At 73.3% G+C, this 15,608-nt stretch carries 15 protein-coding genes and 1 tRNA gene; 14 read left to right on the top strand and 2 right to left on the bottom strand.

Annotated features, from left to right (window positions below; all coding sequences use genetic code 11):
* The first annotated feature begins 14 nt into the window (after nucleotides 1-14).
* From ICC28_RS34330 to ICC28_RS34385, 12 genes are all read left to right on the top strand, one after another.
* Nucleotides 15-1,346 carry an inositol-3-phosphate synthase gene (locus tag ICC28_RS34330; protein WP_223190265.1) on the top strand — a complete coding sequence of 444 codons (1,332 nt, stop codon included), beginning with the start codon at nucleotides 15-17 and terminating at the stop codon, nucleotides 1,344-1,346.
* Entirely contained in the window at nucleotides 1,343-2,521 is a 1,179-nt protein-coding gene (locus ICC28_RS34335) for an SCO3242 family prenyltransferase (RefSeq protein WP_188292723.1), read from the top strand. Before ICC28_RS34330 ends, ICC28_RS34335 begins: the two co-directional genes overlap by 4 nt.
* Nucleotides 2,518-3,474, top strand: a complete 957-nt coding sequence (locus ICC28_RS34340) for a sugar phosphate isomerase/epimerase family protein (protein WP_188292724.1) — start codon at nucleotides 2,518-2,520, stop codon at nucleotides 3,472-3,474. Before ICC28_RS34335 ends, ICC28_RS34340 begins: the two co-directional genes overlap by 4 nt.
* Nucleotides 3,471-4,184 (top strand): EboA domain-containing protein, encoded by a 714-nt coding sequence (locus ICC28_RS34345; protein ID WP_188292725.1) that lies wholly within the window; start codon nucleotides 3,471-3,473, stop codon nucleotides 4,182-4,184. Before ICC28_RS34340 ends, ICC28_RS34345 begins: the two co-directional genes overlap by 4 nt.
* Entirely contained in the window at nucleotides 4,184-5,032 is an 849-nt protein-coding gene (locus ICC28_RS34350; RefSeq protein ID WP_188292726.1) for a TatD family hydrolase, read from the top strand. The genes ICC28_RS34345 and ICC28_RS34350 overlap by 1 nt, the downstream gene beginning before the upstream one ends.
* A gap of 3 nt (nucleotides 5,033-5,035) precedes the next feature.
* Nucleotides 5,036-6,193 (top strand): metabolite traffic protein EboE, encoded by a 1,158-nt coding sequence (gene eboE / locus ICC28_RS34355; RefSeq protein WP_188292727.1) that lies wholly within the window; start codon nucleotides 5,036-5,038, stop codon nucleotides 6,191-6,193.
* A complete protein-coding gene (locus ICC28_RS34360) occupies nucleotides 6,190-7,578 on the top strand; it encodes a nucleotide pyrophosphatase/phosphodiesterase family protein (RefSeq protein ID WP_188292728.1) in 1,389 nt (462 codons plus the stop codon). Before eboE ends, ICC28_RS34360 begins: the two co-directional genes overlap by 4 nt.
* 273 nt (nucleotides 7,579-7,851) lie before the next feature.
* Nucleotides 7,852-7,936 (top strand) — tRNA-Leu (locus ICC28_RS34365).
* Between the two features lie 215 nt (nucleotides 7,937-8,151).
* Nucleotides 8,152-8,574 (top strand): hypothetical protein, encoded by a 423-nt coding sequence (locus ICC28_RS34370; protein ID WP_188292729.1) that lies wholly within the window; start codon nucleotides 8,152-8,154, stop codon nucleotides 8,572-8,574.
* A gap of 183 nt (nucleotides 8,575-8,757) precedes the next feature.
* Nucleotides 8,758-9,192 (top strand): hypothetical protein, encoded by a 435-nt coding sequence (locus ICC28_RS34375; protein ID WP_317454148.1) that lies wholly within the window; start codon nucleotides 8,758-8,760, stop codon nucleotides 9,190-9,192.
* Nucleotides 9,193-9,332: 140 nt separating this feature from the next.
* Nucleotides 9,333-10,427 carry a PLP-dependent cysteine synthase family protein gene (locus tag ICC28_RS34380; RefSeq protein WP_188292730.1) on the top strand — a complete coding sequence of 365 codons (1,095 nt, stop codon included), beginning with the start codon at nucleotides 9,333-9,335 and terminating at the stop codon, nucleotides 10,425-10,427.
* Nucleotides 10,424-11,716: an MFS transporter gene (locus ICC28_RS34385; RefSeq protein ID WP_188292731.1), complete on the top strand. Its 1,293-nt coding sequence runs from the start codon at nucleotides 10,424-10,426 to the stop codon at nucleotides 11,714-11,716. Before ICC28_RS34380 ends, ICC28_RS34385 begins: the two co-directional genes overlap by 4 nt.
* Nucleotides 11,717-11,919: 203 nt before the next feature.
* Here ICC28_RS34385 and ICC28_RS34390 read toward each other — a convergent pair whose 3' ends face one another.
* Nucleotides 11,920-12,879 carry an adenylyl-sulfate kinase gene (locus tag ICC28_RS34390; protein ID WP_188292732.1) on the bottom strand — a complete coding sequence of 320 codons (960 nt, stop codon included), beginning with the start codon at nucleotides 12,877-12,879 and terminating at the stop codon, nucleotides 11,920-11,922.
* A 95-nt stretch (nucleotides 12,880-12,974) separates the two neighbouring features.
* On the bottom strand, nucleotides 12,975-13,430 hold the full coding sequence (locus ICC28_RS34395) for a Fur family transcriptional regulator (protein WP_188292733.1): 456 nt from the start codon (nucleotides 13,428-13,430) through the stop codon (nucleotides 12,975-12,977).
* A gap of 152 nt (nucleotides 13,431-13,582) precedes the next feature.
* On the opposite strand from ICC28_RS34395, the gene ICC28_RS34400 reads away from it, so the two are divergent.
* Entirely contained in the window at nucleotides 13,583-14,113 is a 531-nt protein-coding gene (locus ICC28_RS34400; RefSeq protein WP_282703933.1) for a GNAT family N-acetyltransferase, read from the top strand.
* A gap of 7 nt (nucleotides 14,114-14,120) precedes the next feature.
* Entirely contained in the window at nucleotides 14,121-15,608 is a 1,488-nt protein-coding gene (locus tag ICC28_RS34405; RefSeq protein ID WP_188292735.1) for an ABC transporter substrate-binding protein, read from the top strand.

Raw genomic sequence — 15,608 nt, forward strand, 5'->3', positions numbered from 1 at the left:
CAAGGAGGCTGCTCATGTCCGCATCCCTCTCCCGTCCGTCCGTCGGCGTGTGGCTGATCGGGGCGCGCGGCTCCGTCGCCACCACCACCGTCGCGGGCTGCGCCGCCGTCGCAGCGGGACTGCAACCGCCCACGGGCATGGTCACCGAGACCCCCCCCTTCACCGACTGCGGTCTGCCGCCCCTGGCCTCCCTCGTCTTCGGCGGCCACGACACGGTGGACTGCCCGCTGCCCAAACGCGCCGAGGAACTCGCCGCCGGAGGCGTCCTGCCCCCGGGCCTCCCCTCCGCCGTCGCCGCCGAACTGGCCGCCGCGGACGAGGAGATCAGGCCGGGCGGCCCCCTCCCCGGCGACACCCGCACCGAGAACGAACTGATCACCGCCTTCGCCTCCGACATCGAGGACTTCGTACGACGACGGGGCCTGGCGCGGGCGGTCGTGGTGAACGTCGCCTCCACCGAACCCGAGCCGACCGGCCGAGCCCTCCCGCCCAGCACCCTGTACGCGGCGGCGGCCCTGCGCGCCGGCTGCCCCTACGTCAACTTCACCCCGTCCACCGGCCTGCACCACCCCTCCCTCGCGGCCCCGGCGGCCGCCTCGGGCCTGCCCCACGCGGGCCGCGACGGCAAGACCGGCCAGACCCTGCTGCGCGCCGCCCTGGCCCCGATGTTCACCCAGCGGGCCCTCGTGGTGCGCGCCTGGTCCGGCACCAACCTGCTGGGCGGCGGCGACGGCGCGGCCCTCGCCGACCCCGCCGCCGCGGCGGCGAAGAACGCCGGCAAGGAACGGGTCCTCGCGGACGTCCTCGGAGAGGTCCCCCAGGGCGAGGTCCACATCGACGACGTCCCCGCCCTCGGCGACTGGAAGACCGCGTGGGACCACATCGCCTTCGACGGATTCCTCGGCACCCGCATGGTCCTCCAGACCATCTGGCAGGGCTGCGACTCCGCCCTGGCCGCCCCCCTGATCCTGGACCTGGCCCGCCTGACGGCCCGCGCCCACGAGAAATCCCTCTCCGGCCCGCTCACCCCCCTGGCCTTCTACTTCAAGGACCCCGTGGGAGACGCCCCGGCCGCCCTGTCGGACCAGTACGCCGAACTGCTCGACTTCGCCCGGCGGTTGGGCGCGGCCGGGGGAGCGGGCTCGGCCGGCCGCGCCGGCGGGGCGAAGGAAGCGGATGCGGCCGAGGAAGCAAGCGGGTCCGAGGAAGCGAGCGCGGCCGAGAGAGCGAGCGGGTCCGAGGAAGCAAGCGGGGCCGAGAGAGCGAGCGGGGCCGAGGAAGCGAGCGGGGCCAAGAGAGCCAGTGGTGCTGAGCGTGCGCGAGGCGCTGAGGAAGGACTGGCATGACGCTCGGGCTCGGCAGCGCCCCAAAGGGGCGCGGGGAACTGCGCGACCAACCACAACGGCGCCGCAGCGACAGGACGACCCCACCCGCCCCCTCCAGCGAATCGCTCCGCGCATGGGCCGAACTCCTGCGCCTGCCCGCCCTGTTCACCGTCCCCGGCGACGCCCTGGCCGGCGCCGCCGCCACCGCCGCACCCCCCAACCCCCGCACCCTGCTCGCCATCGGCTCCTCCCTGTGCCTGTACGAGGCCGGCATGGCCCTCAACGACTGGGCCGACCGCCACGAGGACGCGGCCGAACGCCCGCACCGCCCCCTCCCGTCCGGCCGTGTCCGACCGGCCGCCGCCCTCACGGCGGCCTGCGCGCTCACCGGCACCGGCCTGGCCCTGGCCGCCCGCGCCGGCCGCCCCGCCCTGGCCGTCGCCGCACCCCTCGCCGCCACGGTCTGGGCCTACGACCTCAAGCTGAAGCACACCCCGGCAGGCCCCGTGGCCATGGCAGCCGCCCGTGCCCTGGACCTGCTCCTGGGCGCGGCGGCCACCACCGGCCGCACCCGCACCGCCCTCCCCTCAGCCGCCCTCCTCGGCACCCACACCCTCGCGGTGACAGCCGTCTCCCGGAACGAAACCCAGGGCGGCTCCTCCCTGACCCCCCTGGCGGCCCTCGCCGCAACGGCCCTGCTGACAAACCTGCTCCGGCCCGGACCCACCCCGCACCGCACGCCGGCCGCCCCCCTGACCGGTCACCCCGGACCGCGCCTGCGAACGGCTCCGACCACCGGCACCGAAACCCCAGCTCACCGACCCGAACCACACCCGGCCACCCCCACCCCGACCCCCGGTCGAGCAACGACCGCCCCCACATCCGGGGCGGCCCGCCCCCCGCTACCGCCCCTCGCGCCCGCCCCCCACACCCCGCACACCACCCTCCCGTCGACCCGCATCCTCCGCACCGCCCTCTCCGCCGCCTACGCGGCAACCGCCGCACGCCCCTACTTCCACGCCGCCCTCAACCCTTCGCCTCCCCTCACCCAACGGGCCGTCGGCGGCGGCATCCGCGCCACGGTCCCTCTGCAGGCGGCGCTTTCCGCCCGCTCCGGCGCCCGCGCCACCGCCGTGCTCGTCATGGCCCTCACTCCGCTCGCCCGCAGGTTCGCGAGGAAGGTGAGCATCACGTGACCTCAGCACCCCACCCCACTCCCGGCGCACGCACCAGCGCCCCCACCGACACCCCTCTCCGCTTCGGCTACGGCACCAACGGCCTCACCGACCTCCGCCTCGACGACGCCCTCCACCTCCTCGCCGACCTCGGTTACGACGCCGTAGGCCTGACCCTCGACCACATGCACCTCGATCCGCTGGCCCCGGACCTCGCCGCCCGCACCCGCCGTGTGGCGCACCGGCTGGACGCGCTCGGGCTCGCGGTCACCGTGGAGACGGGCGCCCGCTATGTGCTCGACCCGCGCCGCAAACACGGGCCCTCGCTGCTCGACCCGGACCCGGACGCCCGCGCCCGGCGCGTCGACCTGCTGCTGCGGGCCGTCCGGGTCGCCGCGGACCTCGGGGCCCACGCCGTGCACTGCTTCAGCGGCATCACCCCGGACGGCACGGACCCGGACACCGCATGGAAGCGACTGGCCGAGTCCCTCACCCCGGTCCTGGACGCGGCCGCCACCGCCGGGGTCCCACTCGCCGTCGAACCCGAACCCGGCCACCTCCTCGCCACCCTCGCCGACTTCCACCACCTCCGGCACACCCTCGGCGACCCGGACCGCCTGGGCCTCACCCTCGACATCGGCCACTGCCAGTGCCTCGAACCCCTGTCCCCGGCCGACTGCGTCCGCGCCGCCGCCCCCTGGCTGCGCCACGTCCAGATCGAGGACATGCGCCGCGGCATCCATGAACACCTCCCCTTCGGAGACGGCGAGATCGACTTCCCGCCCGTGCTCGCGGCCCTCGCCGCCACCGGCTACCAGGGCCCGACCGTCGTCGAACTGCCCCGCCACTCCCACGCCGGCCCCCACTTCGCCGAACACTCCCTCCCGTTCCTCCGCCGCGCCGCCACCGCCGCGCGCACCGCACCAGCACGCCCAGGCGATCCCTCCGCCACCCCCGAAGGGAGCTCCGCATGACCCACCCGCACTCCGCCACGGGCACCCCGGCGGCGGCACCCGAGGGCGCCACCCTCGCCCTCACCCCGCCGGCCGAACTGCACGGCCACCTCGCCGACCGGCTCGGCGGAGCCGCCCGCGCCTGGCTCGACCAGGCCCTCGACGAGGCCGCGGCCCACCCCGGCGCCCACGGGCCCATCTCCGTCTGGGAGCTGCGCCTCGCCGAGGCCGGCCGCCGCTGCGGAGCCGAGTACGCCGACGCCGCCCGTGTCCTCATCCTCCACGCGGCCCGAGCCGACGCGGACGCCGTCACCCGCGTCTACTACCAGGGCACCGGCGCCGAACGCCGCGCCGTCCTGTACGCCCTGCCCCACCTCGTACCGGGCCCCGACGCCCTCCCGCTGGTCGAGGACGCCCTGCGCACCAACGACACCAGGCTCCTGACCGCCGCGGTCGGCCCGTACGCCGCCCGGCACCTCGATGTCCACCAGTGGCGCCACGCCGTCCTGAAGTGCCTGTTCACCGGCGTGCCCGTCGACACGGTGGCCGACCTGGACCGACGCGCCCACGCGGATTCCGAACTGGCCCGCATGCTCCGCGACTACGCCGCCGAACGCACCGCCGCGGGCCGTCCCGTACCCGAGGACCTGTACCGCGTCCTGGCCCTGACCGAGACCGACTCCCCCCTCCCACCGCACGGTTCGGTCCACCCCCACGGCAAGGAGTCCTGATGCGCATCTTCGACCCCCACATCCATATGACGTCCAGGACCACCGACGACTACCAGGCCATGCACGCCGCGGGCGTCCGCGCCGTCGTCGAGCCCTCCTTCTGGCTCGGCCAGCCCCGCACCTCGCCGGCCACCTTCCTCGACTACTTCGACTCCCTCCTCGGCTGGGAACCCTTCCGCGCCGCCCAGTACGGCATCGCCCACCACTGCACGCTCGCCCTCAACCCCAAGGAGGCCAACGACCCGCGCTGCCTGCCCGTCCTCGACGAACTGCCCCGCTATCTCGTCAAGGACCAGGTCGTGGCCGTGGGCGAGATCGGCTACGACTCGATGACCCCCGCGGAGGACACCGCCCTCGCCGCCCAGCTCCAGCTCGCCGCCGACCACGAACTGCCCGCGCTCGTGCACACCCCCCACCGCGACAAGGCGGCCGGCCTGCGCCGCACCCTCGACGTCGTCCGGGAGTCCGCACTGCCCCCGGACCGCGTCCTGGTCGACCACCTCAACGAGACCACCGTCAAGGAGGCCAAGGACAGCGGCTGCTGGCTGGGCTTCTCCGTCTATCCCGACACCAAGATGGACGAGGAGCGGATGGTCGCGATCCTGCGCGCCTACGGCCCCGAGCAGATCCTGGTGAACTCCGCGGCAGACTGGGGCCGCAGCGACCCCCTCAAGACCCGCAGGGTCGCCGACCTGATGCTGGCCGAAGGCTTCACCGAGGACGACGTGGACCGCGTGCTGTGGCGCAACCCGGTCGCCTTCTACGGGCTCAGCGGCCGGCTCAACCTGGACGTCACCGCCACGGACGCCACCCACGAGGGCAACTCGATCCTCCGCGGCGGGGCGTGAGCCATGCGCTTCCGCCACCCCGACGGCTCCACCGTCCACCTCGCCTACTGCACCAACGTCCACCCCGCGGAGACCCTCGACGGCGTCCTCGCCCAACTCCGCGACCACTGCGAACCCGTCCGCCGCCGCCTCGGCCGCGACCGGCTGGGGATCGGCCTGTGGCTCGCCAAGAACGCCGCCGACGCGCTCGTCACCGACCCCTCCGCCCTGCGCGGCCTGCGCTGCGAACTCGACCGCCGCGGCCTGGAGGTCGTCACCCTCAACGGCTTCCCCTACGACGGCTTCGGCGCCGGAGAGGTCAAGTACCGCGTCTACCGACCGGACTGGACCGACCCCGAGCGCCTCGAACACACCACCGCCCTGGCCCGCGTCCTCACCCGTCTCCTCCCGGACGACGTCACCGAGGGCAGCATCTCCACCCTCCCGCTCGCCTGGCGCACCCGGCCCACGGACGGCGCCCACACCGCTCTGCGCACCCTCGCCGAACGCCTCGACGCCCTTCAGGAACTGACCGGCCGCTCCATCCGCGTCGGCCTCGAACCCGAGCCCGGCTGCACCGTCGAGACCACCGCCGACGCCATCGCCCCGCTCACCGCGGTCGGCCACGAACGCATCGGCATCTGCGTCGACATCTGCCACCTCGCCACCTCCTTCGAAGATCCGCACACCGCCCTGGACGCACTCACCGCGGCCCGCGTCCCTCTCGTCAAGTCCCAGCTCTCGGCCGCGCTGCACGCCGAACACCCGCACCTCCCCGAGGTCCGCGAGGCCCTCGCCGCCTTCGACGAACCCCGCTTCCTGCACCAGACCCGCACCTCCACCGCCGCCGGTCTGCGCGGCACCGACGACCTCGGCGAGGCCCTCGCCGGCCATGTGCTCCCCGACGCCGCCCCCTGGCGCGCCCACTTCCACGTTCCGCTGCACGCGGCCCCCACAGCGCCCCTCACCTCCACACTCCCCGTCCTGAAGACCGCCCTGACCCGGCTCGTCGGCGGCCCGCACCCGCTCACCCGCCACCTGGAGGTCGAGACCTACACCTGGCAGGCCCTGCCGCCCGAACTGCGCCCCACCACCCGGGCCCAGCTCGCCGACGGCATCGCCGCCGAACTCACCCTGGCCCGCGACCTGCTGTCGGACCTCGGCCTCAAGGAACTGCCATGAGCGCCCCCAACCCCCCCACCCCGCTCCTCGTCCTCGACGTCGTCGGCCTCACCCCCCGCCTCCTCGACCACATGCCCCACCTCAAGGCCCTCGGCCAGGCCGGCTCCCGCGCCCCGCTCGGCACCGTCCTGCCCGCCGTCACCTGCGCCGCCCAGTCGACCTTCCTCACCGGCACCCACCCGTCCGAGCACGGCATCGTCGGCAACGGCTGGTACTTCCGCGAACTCGGCGAGGTCCTGCTGTGGCGCCAGCACAACGGCCTGGTAGCCGGCGACCGACTCTGGGACGCCGCCCGCCGCGCCCACCCCGGCTACACCGTCGCCAACATCTGCTGGTGGTACGCCATGGGCGCCGACACCGACTACACCGTCACCCCCCGCCCGATCTACTACGCCGACGGCCGCAAGGAACCCGACTGCTACACCCGCCCCGCCGCCCTGCACGACGAACTCACCGACAAACTCGGCACGTTCCCGCTCTTCCACTTCTGGGGCCCCGGCGCCGACATCGTCTCCAGCCGCTGGATCATCGACGCGACCCGCCACATCATCCGCACCCGCCGACCCGACCTGACCCTCTGCTACCTCCCCCACCTCGACTACGACCTGCAACGCTTCGGCCCCGACGATCCGCGCTCCCTGAAGGCGGCCGCCGACCTGGACACCGCCCTGGCCCCGCTCCTGGACGACGCCCGAGCCGAGGGCCGTACCGTCGTCGCCCTCTCCGAGTACGGCATCACGCGCGCCGACCGCCCCGTCGACATCAACCGCGCGCTGCGCCGCGCGGGCCTGCTGGAGGTGCACACCCAGGACGGCATGGAGTACCTCGACGCGATGGCCTCACGCGCCTTCGCCGTCGCCGACCACCAGATCGCCCACGTCTACGTACGCCGCCCCGAAGACCTGGAGGCGACCAGGGCCGCCCTCGACGGCCTGCCCGGCATCGAGCAACTCCTGGACGACGAGGGCAAGAAGGCCCACCACCTCGACCATCCGCGCTCCGGCGAACTCGTCGCCGTCGCGGAGCCGGACGCCTGGTTCACGTACTACTACTGGCTCGACGACGACCGCGCGCCCGACTTCGCGCGACTCGTCGAGATCCACCGCAAACCCGGCTACGACCCGGTCGAACTCTTCATGGACCCGCTCGACCCCTACGTCAAGGTCAAGGCCGCCGCAGCCCTGGCGCGCAAGAAACTCGGCCTGCGCTACCGGATGGCGGTCGTCCCCCTGGATCCCTCACCTATTCGCGGCAGCCACGGCCGCCTTCCCGCGAACGACGACGAAGGTCCGCTCCTCATCTGCTCCACCCCCCGCGCTGTCGGCGACCGCGTCGCGGCCACCGATGTGAAGTCACTCCTGCTCCGACTCGCCGGTCTCACCTGAAGGCTGCACCCCTCGGGTCCGACTGCTCACCAGTGAAGCACTCACCACTGACAACGACCCGTCCTCAGCCCCCACGACAAGTTCTCCACCTTCGCCCAGAACCTCCCGGTGACAGGCCGGTCACTCTTCGCGACACCGCCTGGCCGGCTCGCTCCGGGGACCGCGCAGGAGGCCCCCGAGCGCACGGATATGCAGGTGAAAGGCACTCCGAAACCTTGGTATTGTTGTCCATGTCGCCGCCGGGAACACCCCCGGCAAGGCGGCAGACACCTAGTCCGGGTGGCGGAATGGCAGACGCGCTAGCTTGAGGTGCTAGTGCCCTTTATCGGGCGTGGGGGTTCAAGTCCCCCCTCGGACACAAACAAACGACAAACCTCCCACAAACCGTATGACCACTTCGTGCGGGTCGAGCTGAGCTCGGCCCGCACGAGTCGTTTCGTGGGGGTGTGGCGGAGTCGGCTGATCGCGGCGCGGGCCCCGGCGTGCGCGCGCTCGCCGCAGCAAACAAGCCATTCGCCCAGCGAGTCGATCGGTCCTTGAAGTCGGCCGTCGTGGAGCCGCTAGGATCACGGCATGATTACGGCTCGGTCGCTCCGGCGCGTGGCCAGGACCCGCCTCGACGCGGGTTCTCTGCCGCGGGTGCTGGCGTTGGCCGTGCTCCTGTTCGGCGTCCTGCTCACGCATGGCATGCAGGGGGAGAGCGCCGGCGGGCACTTCTCCGTGCACGACGGAGTTCACCAGGCAGCCGTCGCCTCCGTGCTGCCGCAGTCCGCCGTGGCGGCCGCCGATCACGGGGGCGGTCATGATCCGGCCCGGCACGGTGAGCACTGTGCGTCCGGGCAGCCTCAGCAGGGTCCGGTCCTGGTGTCCCCCTGCTTTGCGGCGTCGGTTCGCGAATCGACCGGCACCGACGACACCTTGCCCCCGTACGTGTCAGCCGCCGGTGCGGCGTCGCCGGTTGCCCTGAGAGCGGCCTCCGTGGTGCGGCAGGTCTAGAAGCGCGGCGGTTTCCTCCCCCGGCCGCCGGTCGTCACCGGTACGGCCGTGCAGTACGACGAGCGCTGTTCTGCATGCCCATGACGGGCCGTCACGTTCGTCGACACCGTCCTGCCCCCCACCCATGCCCGCGCCCCGCTCCGCCCCCACCGGCCGGAGACGCGGCAGCGGCGCGGAGGACCCGTGCCGACACACTTCCGTACAGCCGCGCGCACCCCGTCCCCGTGGCGTCGATGCGTCACGGTGATCCGCGCCGTCCTCGTGACGGCCCTCGGGCTGTGCGCCGTCCTGCACGGTGTGCCCGAGGAGCCCCGTGCGTCGCTGCCCTTGTCGGCGACCGCATCGGCCACGACCCCGGACCCTCAGCCCCACGGGCCCCACAACCCGCACGACCCTCATCACCCCCACGACACCGCGGCCTGCGCGGCGGACGCGTTCGCCCGTACGGCGGCCCAGGCGGCCGAGGATCTCCCGCTCGGGGCGATGGCCCCGGCCGTACTCGTGGCCGTGTCCCTGGTGATCGGCAGACCTCTCGCCCGGCCGTACACGCTGCGCAGACGTCGCGGCGCGCGCACCGGCCGTGCGGCGCTCGTCCGCACCTCGCGCTGGCGGATCTAGAAGCCCGTTCGCAGCCGGCCGCACTCACCGGCTGCCGCGCGCCCACGGCCGTGCACGCGGACCCACGGTCCGTACGCCCCGCCCGGCGCGCGAGATGAACCCGCACCCCCCATTCATCGAGCGAGAGTGACAACACGGACATGCAGTCATCGACGAAGGCCGCACCCACCCCGGACCGGTCCGCCCTTTCCGGGCTGGTGGGCAACACCCCGCTGCTGCGAGTGTCGGAGCCACTGGCTCCGGCCGGGCGCGGCTTCTGGGCCAAGCTCGAAGGGTTCAACCCCGGCGGCATCAAGGACCGGCCGGCGCTCCACATGGTCGAGCGGGCCCGGGCCCGGGGCGATCTGCGGCCCGGCGGCCGGATCATCGAGTCCACCAGCGGCACCCTCGGCCTGGGCCTTGCGCTGGCCGGCATGGTGTACGGCCACCCGGTCACCCTGGTCACCGATCCGGGGCTGGAACTGTCCATGACCCGGCTGCTGACGGCGTACGGCGCCCAGGTCAACGTGGTCTCCGAGCCGCACCCCACGGGCGGCTGGCAGCAGGCCCGCCGCGAGCGCGTGCAGCGGCTGTTGGAGCAGTGCCCCGGCGCCTGGTGCCCCGACCAGTACAACAACCCCGACAACGTCGCCGCCTACACCCCGCTGGCCCTCGAACTCGCCTCGGAGATGGGCCACATCGACGTGCTGGTGTGCAGTGTCGGCACCGGAGGCCACTCTGCGGGCGTCTCCCGCGTCCTGCGCCAGCTCTATCCGGAGCTGACCGTCGTCGGGGTGGACACGACCGGCTCGACGATCTTCGGCCAGCCCGCCCGGCCCCGCCTGATGCGCGGCCTCGGCTCCAGCATCCACCCCCGCAACGTCGCCTACGAGCAGTTCTCCGAGGTGCACTGGGTGGCCCCGCACGAGGCGGTGTGGACGTGCCGCCAACTGGCCGCCTCGCACTACGCCACCGGCGGCTGGAGCGTCGGCGCGGTCGCGCTGGTGTCCGGCTGGCTGGCCCGCACGATGCCCGCGGACGCCCGGATCGTCGCGATCTTCCCCGACGGCCCGCAGCGCTACCTGGGGACGGTCTACGACGACGACTACTGCGCCGCCCACGGCCTGCTGGAGCACCCGGCGGCCCCCGAACCCGACCTGCTCGGCCGCCTGGACGAGAAGGAGGTCACCCGGTGGACGCGGTGCACGGCCGTCGTCGATCCCCTCGGCCCGCGCGCCGCCGAGGAGGACCGGTGAAGGGGCTGCTCACCCAGGTCGGGTCGTACGACCGCAGCGTCCGGCTGTTGATGGTGAACCAGTTCACCATCAACCTCGGCTTCTACATGCTGATGCCGTACCTGGCCGCCCACCTCTCCGGCACCCTCGGGCTGGCCGGCTGGATCGTGGGACTCGTCCTCGGCGTGCGCAACTTCAGCCAGCAGGGCATGTTCCTGGTCGGTGGGACGCTCGCCGACCGGTTCGGTTACAAGCCGATGATCGTCGCCGGTTGCGTGCTGCGCACCCTCGGCTTCGCCACGCTGGGGCTGGTCGGCTCCCTGCCCGCGCTGCTCGCCGCGTCGGCGGCCACCGGCCTCGCCGGGGCCCTGTTCAACCCGGCGGTACGGGCGTACCTCGCGGCCGACGCGGGGGAGCGCAGGGTCGAGGCGTTCGCCCTGTTCAACGTCTTCTACCAGGCCGGCATCCTGCTCGGCCCGCTGGTCGGCATGGTGCTGACCGGGGTGGACTTCCGGGTCACCTGCCTGGTGGCGGCCGGGATCTTCGCGCTGCTGAGCGTCGTGCAGATCCGCGCGCTGCCCGCCCGGCGGGCCGAGGGCGCCGGGGGGCGGGAGAGCGGCGTGCTCGCGCAGTGGCGTGCCGTCCTCGCCAACCGGCCGTTCCTGCTGTTCTCCGTCGCCATGATCGGCTCGTACGTCCTGACCTTCCAGGTCTATCTGGCGCTGCCGCTGGAGGTGCGCCGGCTCGGCGGGGACGGGGAGTTCGGCACCGTGGCGGTGGCGCTGCTCTTCGCGGTGTCCGGGCTGAGCACGATCCTCGGGCAGACGCGGGTGACGGCGTGGTGCAGGACGCGGTACGAGCCCGGGCAGGCGCTCGTGCGGGGGCTGGCGGTCATGGGGCTCGCCTTCGTTCCCCTGGCCGCGGCCACCGCCGTGCCCGTACCGGAGTCCGGGACCGGCCTGTGGCTGCTCGCGGCGCTGCCGCCGACGCTGGCCGCGCTGCTGCTGGCCGTCGGCACGATGATCGCCTACCCGTTCGAGATGGACACCATCGTCCGCCTCTCCGGTGATCGTCTCGTCGCCACCCACTACGGGCTGTACAACACGATCTGCGGTATCGGCATCACCGTGGGCAACCTGGGCGCGGGTGCCGCGCTCGACGCCGCCCGCGCCGCCGGGCTGCCCGCCCTGCCGTGGATCACCCTGTGCGCACTCGGACTTGCGTGCGCGGCCGCGCTGTACGGCCTGCATCGCGCGGGACGCCTGGCGGCACCGCCGTCCGCCAGGGAGGCCCGGGCCGCGCGGCTCTGACCCCGTGCCGCGGTCAGCGGACGCGGGCTCGGGTCCGGGTCCGCGTCCGCTGACCGTCGGTCACCGCGTCGGCCGTGCCCGTGGAAGGTCAGGCGCGGGCACGAAGGCAGGCACACGCCGCGAAGGCGGGCACAGGCCACGAAGGTAGGCACACGCCGCGAAGGCAGACACGGGCCGCGGAGGTCAGGCGTGGTCCGCGTAGGTCAGGCGTGGGCTGCCAGCGCCGCGGGCCCGTGCCGGAAGTCGGGGTCGACCTGCGCGGCGAGATCCTCTCCCGTGGCCTCGTTGGCCCAGGCGGCGGCGTTGCGCAGGTGGAACTCCACGGCGTGCCGCTGGAAGGCCGCCCAGTCCTTGGGGCGTGCGTCGACGGCCTCGCGGAGCAGGTCCAGGGCGCGGGCGTTGTGCGGCTCCAGCCCGTCGTGGCCGCGGCCCTGCTCCTGGGCGCGCACGAAGCCGGACTGCACGCAGTGCGCGACCAGCCCGTCTCCGACGTGGCTCCGGAGGAAGTCCAGGTCGTCCTCGCCGGTGACCTTGTTGCCGACCACGGCGACCGGGATCCCGAACTCGGCGGCGTGGTCGCGGTACTGGCGGTACACCGAGACGCTCTTGCGGGTCGGTTCGACGACCAGGAAGGTCATGTCGAAGCGGGTGAACAGGCCGGAGGCGAAGGCGTCGGCACCGGCCGTCATGTCGACGACGACATACTCGCCGGGGCCGTCCACCAGGTGGTTGAGGTACAGCTCGACGGCCCCGAGCTTGGAGTGGTAGCAGGCCACCCCGAGGTCGCGCTCGTCGAAGGCGCCGGTCACCATCAGCGGCACCCCGCCGACCCGCTGGACGTGGTGGGAGTGGATCTCGTCGTCGCCGAGCAGGCGCAGCAGCCGGGAGCCGCGTCCCGGCGGGGTCGTCTTGACCATGGCGTCCCGGGACGGGATCCGCGGGTTGGTGCCCCGCAGGTGGTCCTTGATCTCACCGGTGCGCGCGCTGAGCGGCGGAGCGGCGAAGATCTCGTCCTCGTCGAGGCCGAGGGCGTGGGCCAGGTGCTGGTTGATGTCGCCGTCGATCGCGACGACCGGAGCGCCGGAGCGCGCGAGGTGACGGGAGAAGAGGGCCGACAGGGTGGTCTTGCCGCTGCCGCCCTTGCCGACGAAGGCAACGCGCATCGCTAGCGGCTCCTGTTGGAAATGGATTTCATGAGCACAGATTGGGTGGGGCGGGCCGCGCTGTCAAATCGGCCGGGTGGTGAACTCGCCCTGGATCAAGACGAGTTGGCGCCCTGTGGGTCCGGCAGGCGGTCCCACTGGCAGGGGGCGTCTCCCTCGTGTCCGGAGGGCTGGCAGTCGGTGCAGATGCCGGTGAGTTCGACGGTGTGCTCGACGGCCGCGAAGCCGGTGTCCGCCGCGATGCGCCCGGCCCACTGCTCGACGACCTCGGAGTCCACGGGTCTGCTGCGGCCGCAGCAGCGGCACATCAGGTAGTGGCGGTGCCCGTCGTCCGGCCGTCTGCGGTAGAGCCGCTCGCCGACCTCGTCGCGGACGACGTCCACGCCGCCGGACGCCTCCAGTTCGCGCAGGGCACGGTAGACGGTCGTCAGGCCGATGGGGGTGCCGTCGGCGGTCAGCAGGGTGTGCAACTCCTGGGCGGACACGAATTCCTGACAGTAGGTCAGACCCCGCAGGACCGCGGCCCGCTGCCGTGTCGTCCTGCCGCCCACGGCCGATCACCTCCCGGCGCTCACGTCGTCGTACGGCCAGTGTAAATAGTAATGATAGTCATGTCCATATGAATGGCGGTTCATATGTCAGGCCGTGCGCCCGCGGAAGGGGGTGTGATCGCCCCGCCTTTCCTCTTGCATATGATGTGCAAGTGCGTGACTACAGCATTAGGGCGGCGAGCCCCCAAGATCTGGACGCTGCCCGGGCCGTGATGCTCGACACCGTCTACCGAGACCTCGGCAGCGGCTACGTGCCCCGCTGGCACCAGGACATCATCGACCCCGCCGCGGCCTACCTGGCCTCCGACCGGCACACCCTCCTGGTGGCCGTCGCCCCGGACGGAGAGATCGTCGCCACCGCGGCCCTCGACTCCCGCGGACCGGCCCACCCGCCGAACCCGCGCGAACTCGCCGAGCGCTACCCCTCCGGGCGGACCGCGCAGCTGCGGCGCGTCTACGTCCGCCCCGGGCACCGCAGGCGCGGGCTCGCCCGGCGGCTCGTCGACGAGCTGCTCGCCTTCGCCGCGGCGGACGGCGGCTACGAGGCCGTATACCTGCACACGGATCCCTCCGTGCCGGGTGCCGAAGCGTTCTGGCGGTCGATCGGCAAGGTCGTGCACGACGAGCGGGAGGACGCCGACGGTCACGGCGTCGTCCACTTCGAGATACCGATGGGACGGTAGAACGACCGTGCGCCGACTCCGCTTCCTCCTCGCCCTCGCGCTCGCTCCCGCCCTGACCGCCTGCTTCGCCTCCTCCGGCGGCGACTCCTCCGACGCCGCCGAGGGCGGCGCCCGGCTGCGGGTGGCGCTCGCCTTCCCGCCCGCCGAGAACCTCTCGCCGTACGGCGCCGACGCCACGATCCTCAGCCGCCTCGGCGTCACCGAGGGCCTGACCGCCCTGGACGCCAACGGCGCCGCGGCCCCCGCCCTCGCCGCCTCCTGGCGCCGGGAGAACGACCGCACCTGGGTCTTCACCCTGCGCGAGGCCACCTTCCAGAACGGCACCCCCGTCACCCCGGCCGCCGTCGTCACCTCCCTCACCCACGCCACCCGGGCCAAGCCCGCGCCCGCCGCCCTGTCCGGCGTCGGCCTCACCGCCAAGGCCGCCGGGACCACCGACGTGGCGATCACCACCGAGGACCCGGACCCGATCCTGCCGCTGCGCCTGTCCAGCCCCTCCCTCGCCGTCCTCGCCGGCAAGGCCTACGGCAGGGGCGACCGCGTCGACCCGGTCGGCACCGCCACCGGACCCTTCGAACTCACCAAGGTCCTCGGCTCCACCGCCGCCACCCTCGACCGCTACGACGACTACTGGGGCGGCCGCGCCCAGGCCCCCGGCATCGACGTGAAGTTCATCGCCGACGGCACCGCCCGTACCAGCGCGCTGCGCACCGACCAGATCGACCTCGCCGAGGCGATACCCGTCGCCCAGGCCGCCACCCTCGACAAGGGCCTGCGCAAGGCGACCGCCACCACCCGCACCACGAGCCTGCTGCTCAACACCGGGTCGGGCCCGTTCAAGGACGCCGGACTGCGGGCCGCCGCACGGCAGGCCGTCGACACCTCCGTCCTCGCCGACGATGTCTACGAGGGATACGCCGACGCCGGCACCGGCATCTACGGCCCCGCCGTCACCTGGGCCGAGGGCAAGCGCACCGCACCGGTCGGGCGCGCGAAGGCCACCGGCCCGGACGGCACGAAGATCACCCTCGCCACCTACGACAACCGGCCCGAGCTGCCCGAGGTCGCCCAGGTGCTCAAGCAGCAACTGGAGAAGGCCGGGTTCGACGTCACCCTGGAGGTGCGCGAGTACTCGCGGCTGGAGAGCGAGGCGCTGGAAGGGAAGTTCGACGCGTTCGTCCTCGCCCGCAACACCCTCGTCGACACCGGTGACCCCGTCTCCGTCCTCGCCGGCGACTTCGCCTGCGACGGCGGCTACAACATCGCGCAGCTGTGCGACAAGGGCGTGGACCGGGCCGTCGCCCGGGCCGAGGACGCCGTCGACACCGCGAAGCGGCAGGACGCGGCGATGGCCGCCGAGGCGCGGATCCTCGGCACCGACGCGGTCGTCCCGCTGGTCCACCAGCGGATCATCACCGGCGTCGGCGGCTCCGTGCGCGGCGCGCTCCTCGACCCGTACGAGCGCACCCTCGTCGGCATCGGCACCCGGCGCTGA

Origin of the sequence: Streptomyces sp. TRM68416 (assembly GCF_014596915.1) — a bacterium.
In the GTDB taxonomy this organism is placed as follows: domain Bacteria; phylum Actinomycetota; class Actinomycetes; order Streptomycetales; family Streptomycetaceae; genus Streptomyces.

Excerpts from the sequence above, each read along its gene's own strand:
- ICC28_RS34330 (WP_223190265.1), top strand. The coding sequence starts at position 15 with ATGTCCGCATCCCTCTCCCGTCCGTCCGTCGGCGTGTGGCTGATCGGG.
- ICC28_RS34335 (WP_188292723.1), top strand. The coding sequence starts at position 1,343 with ATGACGCTCGGGCTCGGCAGCGCCCCAAAGGGGCGCGGGGAACTGCGC.
- ICC28_RS34345 (WP_188292725.1), top strand. The coding sequence starts at position 3,471 with ATGACCCACCCGCACTCCGCCACGGGCACCCCGGCGGCGGCACCCGAG.
- ICC28_RS34350 (WP_188292726.1), top strand. The coding sequence starts at position 4,184 with ATGCGCATCTTCGACCCCCACATCCATATGACGTCCAGGACCACCGAC.
- eboE (WP_188292727.1), top strand. The coding sequence starts at position 5,036 with ATGCGCTTCCGCCACCCCGACGGCTCCACCGTCCACCTCGCCTACTGC.
- ICC28_RS34360 (WP_188292728.1), top strand. The coding sequence starts at position 6,190 with ATGAGCGCCCCCAACCCCCCCACCCCGCTCCTCGTCCTCGACGTCGTC.
- ICC28_RS34370 (WP_188292729.1), top strand. The coding sequence starts at position 8,152 with ATGATTACGGCTCGGTCGCTCCGGCGCGTGGCCAGGACCCGCCTCGAC.
- ICC28_RS34380 (WP_188292730.1), top strand. The coding sequence starts at position 9,333 with ATGCAGTCATCGACGAAGGCCGCACCCACCCCGGACCGGTCCGCCCTT.
- ICC28_RS34390 (WP_188292732.1), bottom strand. The coding sequence starts at position 12,879 with ATGCGCGTTGCCTTCGTCGGCAAGGGCGGCAGCGGCAAGACCACCCTG.